We start from the raw sequence: 16,507 nt of genomic DNA, 5'->3' as shown, positions 1-16,507 counted from the left end.
AATTAAATTGGCCCCGATAAAACGGGGCCCGTGCCAAATTAAGCTCGGGAATTTTACTCTTTATCTCGGTGATTGCAACTGCTTTAGCTAATTTTTCGCCAGCAAAATGACTCACAGAGAATAAAAAGCTTAGCGGCCCGGGAACATACCACCGCCAGGCATCATGCCTTGCATGTTTCGCATCATATTGCGGATACCACCCTTCTGCATTTTCTTCATCATCTTTTGCATCTGGGTAAACTGTTTCAACAGTTTATTCACATCTTGTACCTGTGTCCCTGAACCCGCAGCAATACGCTTTTTACGCGAACCTTTAATCAGGTCAGGACGTTGACGCTCTTTCGGTGTCATGGAGTTGATGATCGCCTCCATCTGTTTAAACACCTTATCATCCACTTTATCTTTCACATTCGATGGCAAGTTAGACATACCGGGCAGTTTATCCATCATACCCATCATGCCGCCCATGTTGTTCATCTGCTGCAACTGATCGCGGAAGTCTTCAAGATCAAAACCTTTCTTCTCTTTAAACTTCTTCGCTAACTCTTGCGCTTTGTCTTTATCAACATTGCGCTCAAGGTCTTCGATCAACGATAGGACATCACCCATACCGAGAATGCGTGATGCGACACGGTCTGGATGGAATGCTTCAAGTGCGTCGGTCTTCTCACCAACACCTAAGAATTTGATTGGTTTACCGGTGATATGACGAACAGAGAGTGCCGCACCACCACGCGCATCACCATCTACCTTGGTCAATACAACACCGGTCAATGGCAGAGCATCGTTAAAGGCTTTTGCGGTGTTCGCCGCATCTTGACCCGTCATTGCATCGACAACGAACAGAGTTTCGACCGGGTTAATCGCGGCATGGACGTCTTTAATCTCGTCCATCATCGCTTCATCAACCGCAAGACGACCAGCGGTATCGACGATCACGACGTCATAAAACTTCAGTTTGCCGTGTGCAATCGCCTCTTTGGCAATCGCAACAGGTTTCTGATCGGCTGTTGATGGGAAGAAATCAACCCCAACATCGGTTGCCAAGGTCTCTAGCTGTTTAATCGCCGCAGGGCGATAGACATCCGCAGAAACCACCAGCACTTTTTTCTTGTGCTTCTCTTTTAGCAGTTTACCCAGTTTACCGACACTGGTGGTTTTACCCGCACCTTGAAGGCCCGCCATCAAAATCACAGCCGGGGGCTGTGCTGCTAAATCTAATGCTTCATTGGACTCACCCATCACAAGTTCAAGCTCAGCTTGAACAATCTTGATGAACTCTTGTCCTGGTGTCAGGCTTTTAGAAACCTCAACACCTACCGCACGCTCTTTGACGCGCTTGACGAAATCACGAACAACCGGCAAAGCAACGTCTGCTTCCAGCAGCGCCATGCGTACTTCACGCAGGGTATCCTTAATATTGTCGTCAGTTAGACGGCCACGCCCGCTGATATTTTTTAGCGTGCGCGACAGTCGGTCGGTTAAATTCTCAAACATAATGCAACTCGCTCAATACGCGACCAAAAGACAAAATATTGCTCAGTATACCTTAATCAAGGCGATGCGGATATCTACAGATAGCCACTCATCCAATCGCGCGGTATAATTCTTGGTCTATGTGCTTATTATCAACGAGTTGTTGACTATGGAAATCATGCTAGCTGTTCTTGCAGCCTGCTTTTATTGCTTAGCGTTAACCCAGGTCCTACCCGGCCTGACGAACAGTGATGGTATCCAATCTCGACGCGTTCTCAGTTTCGCGGCGTTGGCGCTACTCGCTCACATCATTTTATTGAAAGACCTGATCTTAGAAGGGCCAGGGCAAAATCTTAGCATTCTTAACGTCGCCTCTCTGATCAGTTTCATTATTTCAGCAATCACCACAATCACCGCAACCAAGATCCGAGTGTGGTTTCTATTACCTGTTGTCTATAGCTTTGCCGCCATTAATCTTTGCGCTGCGACGCTGTTGCCAGGGGCGTTTGTCACGCACTTAGAAGCGCATCCACAAGTGTTACTCCACATCTCATTGGCGTTATTCGCCTATTCAACCCTGATGATAGCTTGCCTTTATGCCATTCAACTGGCTTACCTTGACAACAAGTTACGCAGTAAAAAGAAACTCGCAATCAACCCAAACCTCCCACCGCTAATGATGGTAGAGCGTCAGTTATTCAAAGTGATCCTCATCGGTCATACCTTGTTAACGACAACACTGTTGACCGGGTTTTGGTTTGTTGGCGATATGTTTGCACAAGGAAAAGCCCATAAGGCGATCTTCTCCCTTCTCGCATGGGTTGTCTATACTGTGCTCTTATGGGGTCATTACCAGAAAGGTTGGCGAGGTCGCCCAGTGATTTGGTTCAGCATCATTGGCGCCTTCTTACTCACCTTGGCCTACTTTGGCAGCCGGTTTGTTAAAGAAGTCATTATCGGCGGGTAAATTATCATTTAGACCATAGAGTGATTGATTTTTTCGATAGAGTCGGTAAAAAGAAGTTTCAAATTCGTAACCATAGGACACCTTCTTGGACGACATATCCACGGGACTGTTATTTTCCCTACTGATATTACTTATCGTCATTTCCGGATACTTTTCCGGTTCTGAAACGGGCATGATGTCGCTGAATCGCTATAAGCTTCGCCATCTTGCTAATCATGGTCATAAAGGCGCCAAGCGTGTGGAAGCGCTCCTTTCTCGTCCTGACAGGCTGATAGGCCTGATCCTGATAGGTAACAACCTAGTCAATATTCTTGCGTCAGCCATTGCAACCATTTTGGGCATGCGTCTTTTTGGTGACATTGGCGTCGCCATCGCTACGGGTGTCCTTACCCTTGTCGTCCTTGTCTTTGCTGAAGTAACCCCTAAGACTCTGGCTGCGCTTTATCCTGAAAAGGTCTCTTATGCCAGCAGCATAGTGCTAAATATTTTGATGCGCCTGCTCTACCCTTTGGTTTGGCTAGTCAATGGCATCACGAATACCTTCCTAAAGATCATTGGCCTCAATGTTGATAAGTCTGATGATGGTCACCTCAGTTCGGAAGAACTCCGCACGATAGTGAATGAAGCAGGTGGGCTTATTCCTCGTCGGCACCAAGACATGCTGATCTCTATCTTAGATTTAGAGAACGTGACAGTCGAAGATATTATGGTGCCTCGTAGTGAAATCGCCGCTATCGACATCAACGACGATTGGAAGTCGATTGTGCGCCAACTGACACACTCTGCCCATGGCCGTATTGTGCTCTATCGAGACCAGATAGATGAAGTCGTCGGTATGTTGCGCGTTCGCGAAGCTTACCGGATCATGATGGAGAAAAATGAGTTCAGTAAAGAGACGCTACTCCGCGCCGCTGACGAAATCTACTTTATCCCAGAAGGCACGCCACTCAACACACAACTCCTCAAATTCCAACGCAATAAGCAACGTATTGGTTTAATTGTTGACGAGTATGGTGATATCCAAGGGCTTGTCACGATGGAAGACATTCTGGAAGAGATTGTTGGTGAGTTTACTACCTCAATGCAGCCAAGCCTGGCGGAAGAGATCACACCGCAAAGTGATGGCAGTTACTTAATCGATGGTAGCGCAAATATTCGCGACCTCAACAAGAGTCTCAACTGGAAGCTGCCTACCGATGGCCCTCGGACACTGAATGGTTTGATTCTTGAACATCTGCAAGATATTCCTGAAAGCCAACTGAGTGTCGCGGTTGAAGGTCATCATATGGAGATCATTGAAATCTCTGAGAACATGATTAAGCAAGTGAAAGTCGTACCAGAGAAGCAACAACGCGTTCTCGCTCGATAGACCATTTGTATAGAACGATTGCATAAAACGATCAAAAAGCCCGAGTTTTTGCTAACTCGGGCTTTTTCTATCTCGCTTCCTATGACGCATTCGTCATTACTTAACGCTTAACTCTTTTAACATGCTCTCAGGTAAAGCAAGGTCTTCGTTCTTGTTTACATTGATACCCGCATCAAGAATATTGGTCGCGATCGCTTTTGCTTCTTCTAACGAATGCATCTCTGCTGTACCACACTGATACTCGTTCAACTCAGGAATTTGCTCTTGAGACGCCACCTTCAACACGTCTTCCATTGCTGCAGTCCAAGCCGCAGCAACTTGTGCCTCTTGTGGTGTGCCAATCAAGCTCATGTAAAAACCAGTACGACAGCCCATAGGCGAGATATCGATAATCTCAATGTCGTCTGAGTTTAAATGGTTACGCATAAAGCCAGCGTATAAGTGCTCTAACGTGTGAATACCTCGCTCTGACAAGATATCTTCATTTGGGCGACAAAAACGAAGATCAAACACGGTAATGGTATCGCCCTTTGGCGTCTGCATCGTTTTAGCTACACGCACGGCTGGCGCATGCATACGCGTGTGATCGACGGTAAAACTGTCTAGTAACGGCATCTCTTTTCTCCTTGTATTGGTGGCAAAACTACCAAGGCCACCAACTGCTGTTTTTCTCTAGTTCCGAGCGGCATTGTTTAAGCTGCCACCCATAGTCCTTCGCTTGCTGCTCGACACGACGAGCAACCTTAATCAAATTTGGTTTGGCGTTATACGTTTTACGGCTATAACCCCCTCTGCCTTCATGATAGGCAAGATACTGGTTGTATGCATCCCATTTTGAGACCCCTAATTGACGCTGCGTCTCATGGGTATACCAACCAATAAACATCATTGCATCACTGAACTTAGTGCGACTGCCCCCATTGCCTGTGGCTTTTTGATAGTCACTCCACGCTGGGTCTTGCGCTTGAGCATATCCGTACGCGCTGCTCACATGGCCCCATGGGATAACCCACAACACTTTCTTTTTCGGTGGCCGCGCATCGTGACGAAAGCTACTCTCTTGCTTCACAAATGCCATGGCTACTTGGATAGGTGTCCCCCACTCCTCTTCCATCCGCTTGGCATCTTTATACCAACTTGGCTGTTCACGGAAAATTTCACAGATATTGCTTTGATTTTTGGGCGGTGGGGGTGCAGCACAGCCAACCAAACCTATGCTTAACAGAACAGTCAGAAGAGACTTATACATCCTTTCCCTCTATAAAAATGGCAGCCTAAGCTGCCATCATAACCGATTGAATTCACGGCTTCAGTGAAGATCTGCAAAGTAGTCTGCAAGAAATTGATCAAATGAGACCGAATCCGCAGCTTCCATTGCCGCTTGATCAGCAAACGATGCATGACGTTTGTCGACAAACTGCTGATAAGTAAACTGCTGGTAGTCCGCCTGATCAAAATTCATGGCATGCTGTTCGGCGAGTGCATAACCCACTGCGCTGATACTGGCTTTCTGTTTAATCGCTTCTAGTAGTCGAGCCGATAGCGTCATCTCAGGGTGCGTCACCCAAGATGATAACTTGTCGCAAGTTTCCACATAGGCATGCCCCCCTTTAGCGGCATCAATCGCTTCAGCGATCATGCGCAGTTGAGCAAAGAGGTCTGAAGCTAAATCTTGTAGCCCGTGTTGTGGTTCACCGCAGCCCATTTGGAGCTTAAGTTCAGGGTCTCGACCTTCAACAACAACACTACTCCAATTCTTACGCCAACAATCTAGCTCAGCATCTGACATATCCGCAGAAGGAGTGAGTGTCGCCCATGTCAGGAATAGGTCAAGAAAACGAATTTGGTCTGCATCAATCCCTTCGGGGCTAAATGGGTTCACATCGAGTGAACGTACTTCAATATATTCAACCCCACCACGCTGCAATGCATCTGAAGGTTTTTCACCACTTTTAGCCACACGCTTAGGACGTATAGGTGAGTAGAGCTCATTCTCAATTTGCAGCACGTTGCTGTTTAATTGGCGATACTCGCCATCCACTTTCACACCAATTTTCGCGAACTCTTCAGAAGGGGTACGAATCGCAGCCTGTAAGCCATCAACATACTGCTCAATACTATTAAAGCCAATACGCAAGACACTTTGCGCGCTGTTGGTATAACCCAGATCACTCAAGCGCAGCGAGGTGGCATAAGGCAGGTAGCAGGTCCCTTCGCCAATTTCTTTAAAGGGCAATGTAGAGGCAGAGGCTTTGATAAAGGAGCCACACAGCGCCGGTGATGCCCCAAACAGGTAGGGGATAATCCAGCCGTAGCGGTAGTAATTGCGGATTAAGCCAAAGTAAGCGCCAGAGATACTCTCTTGTCGAGCTTCATCACTTTGCTCACCAAACAATTGTTCCCAAAACACCTCAGGAAACGAGAAATTAAAATGCACGCCCGAGATAATTTGCATCACGCTGCCGTAGCGATGCTTTAATCCTTCCCGGTAAAGCGTCTTCATCTTGCCTGAGTTTGATTGGCCATATTGTGCCAAGGTAATCGCCGCTTCATTCTCAACAAAGCAAGGCATCGACATCGGCCACAGTTGTTCGCTGCCTAATTCACTGTAAGTAAACTTGTGAATGTCACTCAACTGAGAAAGTGTCGTATCGATATCAGTAGAAACAGGGGTAATGAACTCAAGTAGGGATTCAGCGAAGTCCGTTGTGATCCAGTCGTGAGTGAGCGCTTGTCCTAATCCTTCGGGATGCGGCTGATCAGATAAATTACCTTGCGGCGAAATGCGCAGTGCTTCTCGCTCTATACCACGTCCAAAATGAGTCAGTGCGTCGGGATTGGCAGCAACTTGTTGCAACCGTCGCGTAAAATCAGTCAAGGTATGTCTCGTTGGTTAATAAAAGTGAAATTGTCGTCAGAATAGCTGTCTTAAACACAGAATGCTATGTCGATCACGCTAGGGCGAGTAAAAAAGCGCCCATCTAATCATGGGCGCTATGAATGCTATCGCTTATATATCTATATTGAGGTCAAATATAGGAAGTTCAAGCTCTTCTAGCTGAGCGCGGATCAGCGCCGCATCTCCGACCACAATCATGTGGTAGTGCGATGGGTCGAACCACTTTTCAGCCAGCGCATTCAATGTCGCTTTGTCAACCTCCGCGACCACTTGGTTCTGCTCAGCGACAAAGGTTTCATCCATATCATAAATCTGCATCTGCGCTAACAGACCGGCCTTTTGACTAGGAGTTTCATACGACAGTGCTTCTTTTTGTCCAACCGCCAAACGCATGTAATCCATCTCGGCATCAGTAAAGCCTGATAGGGTCGCTTCATTCATCTCGTTGATAAACTCTCTCAATGCTGCTCCGGTGACGTCTGCACGCACCTGACCATAATAGGTCATATAGCCAATTTCACGACCATTGACGAGATACCCTCCTGCGCCATACGTGTACCCTTTATCTTCCCGCAGATTCTGATTAATCCGGCTGTTAAAGTTGCCTCCTAGATTAAAGTTAGCGAGCTGGGTTTGGTACATCTCACCAGCACCATCATACGGCAATGCAGGGCGAACTAAACGAATCACACTCTGCGGTGAATGCGGCCGATTCACCAACCAAATAGCGCCGCCTTCACGTTGCGGCAGTTCAAAAGAGACACGCGCTGGTTTAACACCCCCCTGCCACTTTCCGAAAGTTTCCAGGCTTTGCTTGATTGACGCCTCTTCCACATCACCGACAATCACCACCTTGACCTCATTGTGCGTGTAATGGTCCGCATAAAACTGCTTCACATCGTCCAAAGTCAATTGATTTAAGCTGGCGACAGTACCATCACCAGACAAGGCAAAGGGTGTCCCTTCAAACATCAGTTTTCTCGTTGCCTCTGACGCCAACCAAGCCGGACGTTGTTGTTCATACCTTAAGCCTTCTAATGCTTGTTTGCGTAAACGCTGGAAGTCAGTCTCATCAAAAGCGGGATGCCATAACTTCTCTGCCGCTATCTCTAATGTTTCGTCAAGGTGCTTCACCAAGGTCGTAATAGAGAGAGTGGTGGTGTAAGTGTTTGCGTTAAATGAAACACTACTACCGATTTTATCGAGTGCGGTTTGCAGTTCCTCGGCTGAACGCTTGGTTGAGCCTTCATTCATCATGGCGGCAGTGAGCCTTGCAATACCGGATGATGCGACCGTTTCATCACGACGACCTGCAGGTAAAGAGATGCGCAACTGTACGGTTGGCGTTTCGCTATTGACCGTACCGAGCACATCAATGCCATTCTCGAGTTCAAAGCGATACAAGTCAGGCAAGGTTACTTCCGAAGGTGCTGTTGGCTGCGGCATGAGACTACGATCAAAACTGTCTTCTGCACGACGATAGACTAGCTCAGGCGTTACATGTTCAGGTAGTTGTCGCTCCGCTGGCGTATAGTTAACTTCTCTCGCGGCTAAGTGATGCTGCCCTGCAGGGATGGTACTCAAAGATACCGAGTAGCGACCATCGACAAATTGAGCGAAGGCGGCTTCAACATCTTTCGGTTTAACCTGATAGAGCTTGTCTTTCTCAATGGCTAGGCGATCCGGCTTGCCAAAGAAAGTTTCGTTAGAGGCTAACTGTGTCACTTTCCCGCGCACACTCTGCAAACCAAAGATAGTGCCGGCCTCAACCATGCCAATCACTTCTTCAATGTCTTGCTCGTTAACACCTCGCTCTCTAAGCAGCCCAAGTACCTCCAGCACTTGCTCGCGAATCACGGTAAGGTCACCAGCGTCACCACTATTGCCCATCGCGTAGACGTAGAACGTACATGCTAATTCAGCACAATCGTGAAAAGCGCCCGCATCAAGCACCTTACCGGTCTTAACAAGTTCTTGATAAAGTAAACTATTACGACCACTTCCTAAAACACGCGCGAGCACATCGAGGGCAAACTCATTCTCGCTACCGAGGTATTCCGTCGGCCACGCCATCATCAACATGGGCTGTTGAATCTGATCCTCAAGCGTAATAAAACGATCGTTATCTAGCGTCACTGGCCACTTGTCAGCCGCATCAACTTCAGGGCCACGAGGAATGGAACCAAAGTACTTTTTCACCCATTCGAGCGTGGTTTGAGTATCAATATCACCACCCACAGTCAGCACTGCGTTGTTGGGACCATACCAGCGTAAAAAGAAGGCTTTCAAGTCATCGACATCAACGCGATTAAGGTCCTCTATATACCCAATCGTCTGCCAAGAGTAGGGATGCTCGCGAGGAAAAAGTGCCTCGCCCATTCGCTCATACATCAAGCCGTAAGGACGGTTTTCATACATTTGCGCACGTTCGTTTTTTACCGTATCACGCTGTATCTCAAATTTATGTTGTGAGACCGCATCTAACAAGAAACCCATACGATCGGCTTCTAACCACAGTATCTTTTCTAACTCATTCGCAGGCACGGTCTGAAAGTAGTTAGTACGATCGCGGTTAGTGGTGCCATTCAAGGTCCCGCCCGCTTCGGTGATCAAACGAAAGTGTTCTTGGTCACCAACATTTTCAGACCCTTGGAACATCATGTGTTCGAAGAAGTGGGCAAAGCCTGAATAACCCTGCTCTTCTCTTGCTGAGCCCACATGGTAAGTCATATCGACATGCACCAAGGGATCTGAGTGGTCATGATGAAGGACAAGCGTTAAGCCGTTGTCTAACTCGTACTTGTCATAAGCAATACCCACTTCGCCCTGAGCGACGCGATGAGACTCAACCAAAGTGATGCCTTCAGGCAAGGGGGTGGAAGTTTGAGATAGGTGGCCACAAGCCACCATCGTTAGACTCATCAGAGCCATAAGACTTTTGCGCACTCGTCTACTCCTAAAGAATGCCTTTGAAAATCATTGCCAATGCGGTGTAGCGAAGTGCTTTACCTATCAGAACGACGAAAAAACTGAGGGAATGGTTTAGCCGCAGCCACCCCGCGGCCAAGCAGAGGGGGTCGCCAATAACAGGCAACCAACTGAACAACAGTGCCCAGTATCCATGCTGCTTTAACCAATGCATGGCTTTATGACCGTGTTTCTCATCAGAAGTTTTATCCGGTAACAATCGCCCTAGCCAATAGTTTGTCATTCCACCCAAAGTGTTACCTATGGTTGCAACAACAATCAGCAACATCAAGCTGTTATCTCCTAGCCTCATGGCGGCAAGAAAGGCGGCTTCAGAGCCACCAGGCAAAAGCGTCGCACTTAAAAATCCAGTAACAAACAGCACCCACAGCCCACTCTCACCCACGAATAACGCGGTAAGAGCAGGCACTATACTCTCTAAACTCAACACTATGCCCCTGCTATTGCAAGCACTAGCTTACCGCGAGTACGTCCAGTCTCAATCGCGGTATGCGCCTCATCGCCTTCAGACAAAGCAAACTGCTCACTCACCGTTACCGTCACAGCTTCGTTCGCTAACATGCGAAATATTTCGCTACATAACTCATTATCTGGCTCCACTAACATACCGGATGCAGCCAGCCCCAGCTTCTCTGCGTGCTCTATGATAGATGCCGCTGTCACCGATGGAATGGTGACGACACGCCCGCCTTTTTTTACGCACCCCAGCGCTTTTTCGCCCACATGACCACCAACGAGATCAATCAAAAGATCCACACCATCAATATCGAGATCGCCTTGTGTATAATCTAATGCGTTCGCACCCAGCGCTTGAACAAATGCCACATTCTTTGAAGAGCACGACGCATACACTTGCGCACCATGTTCGTTGGCAAATTGAATAGCAAAGTGCCCGACACCGCCCGCTCCGGCCAAAATCAACACGCGATCATCTTCACTAAGGCCGCCTTTTTGTAACGCTTGCAATGCCGTCAACGCGGCTAAAGGCGTTGCTGCCGCCTCCTTCAGTGAAATATTTTCAGGCACTTCGACAAGCTTGTCTTCCTTTATCACCAAGTACTCAGCATAACAGCCACCGTCTAAAGTCAGACCTGCAACGCGCGCACCTTCCTGCCACTTCTGAGAGACACCTTCACCCACAGCTACGATTTCACCCGAAAAATCAAAACCCGGCGTCCAAGGTAGTGCATCTTTACAACGTTCAGCAGCCCAGCCTAACCCCGCACGTGTTTTAGCATCGACGGGATTCACACCGGCAAACGCCACTTTCACTAGGACGTCCCCCTCTGATAACGCGGTTAGTTCGCTTTGCGCTAGTGCCAACACTGAAGGCGCGCCAAACTCGATAATTTGTAGCTGTTGATTTTTCATCGCTTGCTCCCCAAATAGGCATAAAAAAACGGGCGACTTACGTCACCCGCTCTATCATATACCTTGTTTGCCATCAGTTGCATGGCGCTCAAGTCAGTTCTGCTGCTTTTTAGCAGATATCAGCTCTGCATCAAATATTGAGCCCAAGCGTACTGGATAACATAGATAGTTTAGCCACCTACAAGTGCAAGCAAAATCCCCGCCGCGACCGCCGAACCGAGTACACCAGCAACATTAGGCCCCATAGCGTGCATCAACAAGAAGTTTTGCGGGTTGGAATCCAAACCCACTTTGTTGACCACACGCGCTGCCATTGGCACTGCGGAAACACCTGCAGCACCGATCAACGGGTTAATCGGCTCATCCGAGTACTTCGCCAATATCTTGGCCATTAATACACCTGCTGCCGTACCGATACTGAATGCCACCGCACCCAACGCCAAGATACCCAGTGTTTCAACGTGCAAAAACTTATCCGCTTGCAACTTGGAGCCAACGCCTAGGCCCAAGAAGATAGTGACCACATTGATCAACTCATTTTGGGCTGTGCTGGAGAGGCGATCGACCACGCCAGATTCGCGCATCAGGTTACCTAGGCAGAACATACCGACTAATGGCGTTGCCGATGGCAGGAACAGAATCGTCATCATCAGTACAGCAAGTGGGAAGATTATCTTCTCTACCTTGCCGACGTGACGCAACTGCTTCATCTGAATCTTGCGCTCTTCTTCGGTCGTAAATGCCTTCATAATTGGCGGCTGAATGATCGGCACCAGCGCCATGTAACTATAGGCTGCTACAGCGATTGCGCCGAGTAAGTCAGGCGAGAGCTTACTGGCTAAGAAAATCGCCGTCGGGCCATCGGCGCCACCGATAATGGCAATGGACGAAGCATCCTGTAAGGTAAACTCCATACCCGGCACCAAGTTAAGTAAAATCGCGCCAAACAAAGTCGCAAAAATACCAAACTGAGCTGCCGCACCGAGCAGTAAGGTTTTCGGGTTGGCGATCAGAGCACCAAAGTCGGTCATCGCGCCAACACCCATGAAGATCAACAGTGGGAACACCCCTGTCGCAATACCTGCTTCATACACCATGTATAGCAAGCCGCCTTCATCGGTAAACCCGGCATTAGGAATGTTTGCCAAGATGGCACCGAATCCAATCGGCACCAACAGTAATGGCTCAAATCCTTTTTTGATGGCTAAAAACAGCAGACCACAGCCCACTAGGATCATGATCAGTTGTGTAAACTGAAAATGGGCGATCCCTGTGTTTAGCCACAGTGTTGTTAGTCCTTCCATGGCATCCTCTACTAAGCCAGACTGAGGATAGGAGCACCTACCGCTACAGTATCACCCTCTTTAACGTGAATCTGATCCACGACCCCACCGCGCGCTGCGCGTACTTCGGTTTCCATCTTCATCGCTTCAAGCACGACCAATACATCACCTTCAGAGACTTGAGCACCTGCTTGGACTTGAATCTTAAAGATGTTACCCGCCAATGGGGCAGGCACAGGCTCAGCATTCCCCGCAGGTGCTGCTGGTGCGGCTACTGGCGCATCTTTCGCCAAATTCACAGACGACACTTCACCTGCTGGGCCGACTTCCACATCGAAGACTTGACCGTTCACTTTCACACTGTAAGCCTCAATACCACCGGCCGCTGAAACCACTGGCGCTGCCGCTGGTTTTTCTTCAGCTACTTCCTTACCCGGTGCAGGTTCAAATGCATCTGGGTTGTTGCGGTTTTTGAGGAACTTGAGACCAACTTGTGGGAACAGAGCATAAGTTAGCACGTCATCCACTTGCTCATCCGCTAGGGCAATATTCTCCTCTTTCGCCTTCGCAACGAGGTCATCTGTTAAGGTGTGAAGTTCGTGCTCAATTAAGTCGGCAGGACGGCAGATAATCGCCTCAGCGCCATCTAATACACGCGCTTGAAGCTCAGCATTGACATCTGCTGGTGGTTTACCGTATTCGCCTTTCAATACACCGGCAGTCTCTTTGGTGATTGACTTATAGCGCTCACCCGTCAATACGTTAATTACCGATTGCGTACCCACAATCTGTGAGGTCGGCGTAACCAACGGGATATAGCCTAAATCCTTACGCACGCGAGGGATCTCTTCCAATACTTCATCGAGGCGATCCGCCGCGCCTTGCTCTTTCAGCTGGCCTTCCATGTTCGTCAACATACCACCCGGTACTTGGGCAATAAGAATACGGGAGTCGACGCCTTTAAGCTGACCTTCAAATTTCGCATACTTCTTACGTACTTCACGGAAATACGCGGCAATCGGCTCAAGTTGATCAAGTTTGAGGTTGGTATCACGTCCCGTGCCCTCAAGCATCGCGACAACGGTCTCAGTCGCAGTATGGCCGTATGTCTGACTCATCGACGAGATAGAGGTATCAAGAATATCAAGACCGGCTTCGACTGCCTTCACCGCTGTTGCAGGCGAAAGGCCTGTCGTCGCATGACAGTGCAATGCTAATGGGATGTCACAAGAGGCTTTAATACGCGAAATCACCTCTTCAGCTTCATAAGGCTTTAACAAGCCTGCCATATCTTTAAGACAGAGAGAATGACACCCTAAATCTTCAAGGCGCTTAGCAAGATCAACCCAAGTATCAGACGTATGGTAAGGGCTAGTGGTGTAAGAGAGTGTACCCTGCGCGTGAGCACCAACATTAACCGCCGCTTTTACCGCACGTTCGAAGTTACGTACGTCGTTCATCGCATCAAAAATACGGAAAACATCCATACCATTTTTGTGCGCACGTTCAACAAACTTATCGACAACATCATCGGCGTAGTGACGGTAGCCAAGTAGGTTTTGACCACGCAGTAACATCTGCATTGGCGTATTTGGCATTGCCGCCTTTAATAAGCGAAGACGCTCCCACGGATCTTCACCCAAGAAACGGATACAGGCATCAAATGTTGCCCCACCCCAAGTTTCCAGTGACCAGTAACCGACTTTATCTAGCTGCTCGGCAATCGGTAACATATCTTCGACACGCATACGTGTCGCGAATAACGATTGATGGGCATCGCGAAGTACCACATCGGTTAGTGCTAATGGTTTGGACATGCTCAACTCCTTTTAATCATATTGTCCGGCTTAAATCATGCGTTGCGCTGACGATGCTGCTTAATAGCAACGGCAATCGCCGCAACGACACTAGGCGACACACCGTTTGCCGTGTTTGAGGTTGTTGCTCGGGAAGGTATTTCGGGGGCTTCTGGCACTTCTTTCGGCAATCGACTTGCCAATGTCTGCACCAAAAAGATCAAGATACTTAAGAACACAAAGACAAACACCATGCCTGTCAGCATGAGTGTTGCCGCTTCGACTAGCAGATCACTGATATTTGACATCCTGCTTCCTTTCTACCATTTAAATCGCGACACCCCGTCGCATGGATAACTACGTTAACTCCACCTTAACGCGTAAAAACGCAAAAAATCTTAACATAAATCAACAATTATGACATTTAGTTGAATAGCTATTGACAAAAATGCGAAGAAAGCAGCATTAGTATGCGTTTAACAGACGCATATTTCGGTGGAAGTAAAATTAACAGCACAAATTTAGAGGTTTAAGAAGCTGTGCGGGATGATCTATTGAAAGCACAAAGGTATGTGTGAATAAGTCTGTGCATAGATTGTCTAAAAAGACAGGAAAACAGGGTATAAATATGAAGCGTTAAGGGACGTTATTCTCAGAGATGAGAAGATGGCGCGTCCGGGAGGATTCGAACCTCCGACCGCCTGGTTCGTAGCCAGGTACTCTATCCAGCTGAGCTACGGACGCGCATTAAGACGGTAATACTGCTCTCAAAAAGCAATATGAAATGATGGCGCGCTCGGGAGGATTCGAACCTCCGACCGCCTGGTTCGTAGCCAGGTACTCTATCCAGCTGAGCTACGAGCGCGCAGAAACGGGGTATCTCATGTTTATTGAAGAAGAACACAAGAAAAAATAGTGGCGCGTCCGGGAGGATTCGAACCTCCGACCGCCTGGTTCGTAGCCAGGTACTCTATCCAGCTGAGCTACGGACGCGCAGGCCACATAAATGATAGTCTTAATATCAAAGATGTGTTAATTGACTTCCATGGGAAAAGAATGGCGCGCTCGGGAGGATTCGAACCTCCGACCGCCTGGTTCGTAGCCAGGTACTCTATCCAGCTGAGCTACGAGCGCGCAGAAATCTTTTTACTCTTTGAAGGGAATCCGTTACCCAGGAGTGTAACAACAAAGTACTGAGCTTCATTGCTATAAATAATGGCGCGTCCGGGAGGATTCGAACCTCCGACCGCCTGGTTCGTAGCCAGGTACTCTATCCAGCTGAGCTACGGACGCGCAGGGGTCTAAATAACAGTGACAACAATTGTGTAGACACAATCACTGAAAAGGACTGATATTTATGAAGAATGGCGCGCTCGGGAGGATTCGAACCTCCGACCGCCTGGTTCGTAGCCAGGTACTCTATCCAGCTGAGCTACGAGCGCGCAGTACTGTTTTAACATAAACAGAAAAATGGCGGTGAAGGAGGGATTCGAACCCTCGATACGGCTACAAACCGTATACTCCCTTAGCAGGGGAGCGCCTTCAGCCTCTCGGCCACCTCACCACACAAACAGGTTTAACAAAGAATGGCGCGTCCGGGAGGATTCGAACCTCCGACCGCCTGGTTCGTAGCCAGGTACTCTATCCAGCTGAGCTACGGACGCACATTGTTTGTTATAGATGCCAGTTAACACTCACATCTTAAATGATGGCGCGCTCGGGAGGATTCGAACCTCCGACCGCCTGGTTCGTAGCCAGGTACTCTATCCAGCTGAGCTACGAGCGCGCAGTACTGTTTTGACATAAACAGAAAAAATGGCGGTGAAGGAGGGATTCGAACCCTCGATACGGCTACAAACCGTATACTCCCTTAGCAGGGGAGCGCCTTCAGCCTCTCGGCCACCTCACCGTCTTGCGGGGGCTCATATTACTTCGAAGCAAAAATATGTCAAACATTTTATCGCGAAAAATATCGAATTCATGCGCGCTTGGACACTTTGCAACCAAAGTGAACCTTAAAGCAACAATGTGACATTTTTTTCCACAAAATTAAATGAGTTAGATCTGAACAAATCCAGTATTGCACTGAATTGGAGGTAATAAAAAAGTCGGCCTAAGCCGACTCTTCTATCAGTAGCTGCTCGCTTTTTCAGCGCCAGCGCCTTTCTCTGCTTGGATGCGCAAATAAATTTCTTCACGGTGAACAGATACTTCTTTCGGTGCATTCACACCAATTCGAACCTGGTTACCTTTAACACCTAAAACAGTGACGGTAACTTCGTCACCAATCATTAACGTCTCACCTACGCGACGAGTCAAAATCAGCATTCGTGTGCTCCTTGAGTAATCTCTAATTAT

The 16,507-nt window shown here is 48.2% G+C and carries 13 protein-coding genes and 10 tRNA genes; 2 read left to right on the top strand and 21 right to left on the bottom strand.

Going from position 1 to position 16,507, the window contains the following annotated elements:
- Nucleotides 1–129: 129 nt before the first annotated feature.
- Nucleotides 130–1,497 carry a signal recognition particle protein gene (gene ffh / locus TSUB_RS03255; RefSeq protein WP_087018095.1) on the bottom strand — a complete coding sequence of 456 codons (1,368 nt, stop codon included), beginning with the start codon at nt 1,495–1,497 and terminating at the stop codon, nt 130–132.
- 148 nt (nt 1,498–1,645) lie between these two features.
- Here ffh and TSUB_RS03250 point away from each other — a divergent pair, with 148 nt between their 5' ends.
- Both TSUB_RS03250 and TSUB_RS03245 read left to right on the top strand, forming a co-directional pair.
- Nucleotides 1,646–2,443, top strand: a complete 798-nt coding sequence (locus TSUB_RS03250; protein ID WP_087018097.1) for a cytochrome C assembly family protein — start codon at nt 1,646–1,648, stop codon at nt 2,441–2,443.
- A gap of 85 nt (nt 2,444–2,528) precedes the next feature.
- Nucleotides 2,529–3,812 carry an HlyC/CorC family transporter gene (locus tag TSUB_RS03245; protein ID WP_087018099.1) on the top strand — a complete coding sequence of 428 codons (1,284 nt, stop codon included), beginning with the start codon at nt 2,529–2,531 and terminating at the stop codon, nt 3,810–3,812.
- 96 nt (nt 3,813–3,908) lie between these two features.
- On the opposite strand, the gene luxS is transcribed toward TSUB_RS03245, so the two are convergent.
- From luxS to csrA, 20 genes are all read right to left on the bottom strand, one after another.
- Nucleotides 3,909–4,427: an S-ribosylhomocysteine lyase gene (gene luxS / locus TSUB_RS03240; protein ID WP_087018100.1), complete on the bottom strand. Its 519-nt coding sequence runs from the start codon at nt 4,425–4,427 to the stop codon at nt 3,909–3,911.
- A gap of 28 nt (nt 4,428–4,455) precedes the next feature.
- Nucleotides 4,456–5,061, bottom strand: a complete 606-nt coding sequence (locus TSUB_RS03235; protein ID WP_087018102.1) for a transglycosylase SLT domain-containing protein — start codon at nt 5,059–5,061, stop codon at nt 4,456–4,458.
- A gap of 60 nt (nt 5,062–5,121) precedes the next feature.
- A complete protein-coding gene (gshA, locus tag TSUB_RS03230) occupies nt 5,122–6,690 on the bottom strand; it encodes a glutamate--cysteine ligase (protein WP_087018104.1) in 1,569 nt (522 codons plus the stop codon).
- Between the two features lie 132 nt (nt 6,691–6,822).
- Nucleotides 6,823–9,657 (bottom strand): M16 family metallopeptidase, encoded by a 2,835-nt coding sequence (locus TSUB_RS03225; RefSeq protein ID WP_087018106.1) that lies wholly within the window; start codon nt 9,655–9,657, stop codon nt 6,823–6,825.
- Nucleotides 9,658–9,667: 10 nt separating this feature from the next.
- Nucleotides 9,668–10,129, bottom strand: a complete 462-nt coding sequence (locus TSUB_RS03220) for a YqaA family protein (RefSeq protein WP_192867827.1) — start codon at nt 10,127–10,129, stop codon at nt 9,668–9,670.
- Nucleotides 10,129–11,070 (bottom strand): NADP-dependent oxidoreductase, encoded by a 942-nt coding sequence (locus tag TSUB_RS03215; RefSeq protein ID WP_087018108.1) that lies wholly within the window; start codon nt 11,068–11,070, stop codon nt 10,129–10,131. The genes TSUB_RS03220 and TSUB_RS03215 overlap by 1 nt, the downstream gene beginning before the upstream one ends.
- A gap of 170 nt (nt 11,071–11,240) precedes the next feature.
- Nucleotides 11,241–12,374 carry a sodium ion-translocating decarboxylase subunit beta gene (locus tag TSUB_RS03210; RefSeq protein WP_087018109.1) on the bottom strand — a complete coding sequence of 378 codons (1,134 nt, stop codon included), beginning with the start codon at nt 12,372–12,374 and terminating at the stop codon, nt 11,241–11,243.
- 11 nt (nt 12,375–12,385) lie between these two features.
- The gene (oadA, locus tag TSUB_RS03205; protein ID WP_087018111.1) at nt 12,386–14,170 is read right to left on the bottom strand and encodes a sodium-extruding oxaloacetate decarboxylase subunit alpha; all 1,785 of its coding nucleotides are present in this window, start codon (nt 14,168–14,170) and stop codon (nt 12,386–12,388) included.
- 35 nt (nt 14,171–14,205) lie between these two features.
- Nucleotides 14,206–14,457 carry an oxaloacetate decarboxylase subunit gamma gene (locus TSUB_RS03200; RefSeq protein ID WP_087018113.1) on the bottom strand — a complete coding sequence of 84 codons (252 nt, stop codon included), beginning with the start codon at nt 14,455–14,457 and terminating at the stop codon, nt 14,206–14,208.
- Between the two features lie 359 nt (nt 14,458–14,816).
- A tRNA-Arg gene (locus TSUB_RS03195) sits at nt 14,817–14,893 on the bottom strand.
- A 44-nt stretch (nt 14,894–14,937) separates the two neighbouring features.
- Nucleotides 14,938–15,014: transfer RNA gene (locus tag TSUB_RS03190), tRNA-Arg, on the bottom strand.
- A 51-nt stretch (nt 15,015–15,065) separates the two neighbouring features.
- A tRNA-Arg gene (locus tag TSUB_RS03185) sits at nt 15,066–15,142 on the bottom strand.
- A gap of 64 nt (nt 15,143–15,206) precedes the next feature.
- Nucleotides 15,207–15,283, bottom strand: a tRNA-Arg gene (locus tag TSUB_RS03180).
- Between the two features lie 82 nt (nt 15,284–15,365).
- A tRNA-Arg gene (locus TSUB_RS03175) sits at nt 15,366–15,442 on the bottom strand.
- Nucleotides 15,443–15,514: 72 nt separating this feature from the next.
- Nucleotides 15,515–15,591: transfer RNA gene (locus TSUB_RS03170), tRNA-Arg, on the bottom strand.
- 29 nt (nt 15,592–15,620) lie between these two features.
- Nucleotides 15,621–15,713, bottom strand: a tRNA-Ser gene (locus TSUB_RS03165).
- A 23-nt stretch (nt 15,714–15,736) separates the two neighbouring features.
- Nucleotides 15,737–15,813: transfer RNA gene (locus TSUB_RS03160), tRNA-Arg, on the bottom strand.
- Between the two features lie 45 nt (nt 15,814–15,858).
- Nucleotides 15,859–15,935, bottom strand: a tRNA-Arg gene (locus tag TSUB_RS03155).
- 30 nt (nt 15,936–15,965) lie between these two features.
- Nucleotides 15,966–16,058, bottom strand: a tRNA-Ser gene (locus TSUB_RS03150).
- A 221-nt stretch (nt 16,059–16,279) separates the two neighbouring features.
- Nucleotides 16,280–16,477, bottom strand: a complete 198-nt coding sequence (csrA, locus tag TSUB_RS03145) for a carbon storage regulator CsrA (RefSeq protein WP_087018115.1) — start codon at nt 16,475–16,477, stop codon at nt 16,280–16,282.
- Nucleotides 16,478–16,507: the final 30 nt, after the last annotated feature.

Source organism: Thaumasiovibrio subtropicus (genome assembly GCF_019703835.1).
In the GTDB taxonomy this organism is placed as follows: Bacteria; Pseudomonadota; Gammaproteobacteria; order Enterobacterales; family Vibrionaceae; genus Thaumasiovibrio; species Thaumasiovibrio subtropicus.
Note: the sequence above shows the minus strand (reverse complement) of the source record. Positions and strands in the feature narration are given on the sequence as shown.

Excerpts from the sequence above, each read along its gene's own strand:
- TSUB_RS03210 (WP_087018109.1), bottom strand. The coding sequence starts at position 12,374 with ATGGAAGGACTAACAACACTGTGGCTAAACACAGGGATCGCCCATTTT.
- TSUB_RS03235 (WP_087018102.1), bottom strand. The coding sequence starts at position 5,061 with ATGTATAAGTCTCTTCTGACTGTTCTGTTAAGCATAGGTTTGGTTGGC.
- csrA (WP_087018115.1), bottom strand. The coding sequence starts at position 16,477 with ATGCTGATTTTGACTCGTCGCGTAGGTGAGACGTTAATGATTGGTGAC.
- luxS (WP_087018100.1), bottom strand. The coding sequence starts at position 4,427 with ATGCCGTTACTAGACAGTTTTACCGTCGATCACACGCGTATGCATGCG.
- TSUB_RS03215 (WP_087018108.1), bottom strand. The coding sequence starts at position 11,070 with ATGAAAAATCAACAGCTACAAATTATCGAGTTTGGCGCGCCTTCAGTG.
- TSUB_RS03250 (WP_087018097.1), top strand. The coding sequence starts at position 1,646 with ATGGAAATCATGCTAGCTGTTCTTGCAGCCTGCTTTTATTGCTTAGCG.
- oadA (WP_087018111.1), bottom strand. The coding sequence starts at position 14,170 with ATGTCCAAACCATTAGCACTAACCGATGTGGTACTTCGCGATGCCCAT.
- TSUB_RS03200 (WP_087018113.1), bottom strand. The coding sequence starts at position 14,457 with ATGTCAAATATCAGTGATCTGCTAGTCGAAGCGGCAACACTCATGCTG.
- ffh (WP_087018095.1), bottom strand. The coding sequence starts at position 1,497 with ATGTTTGAGAATTTAACCGACCGACTGTCGCGCACGCTAAAAAATATC.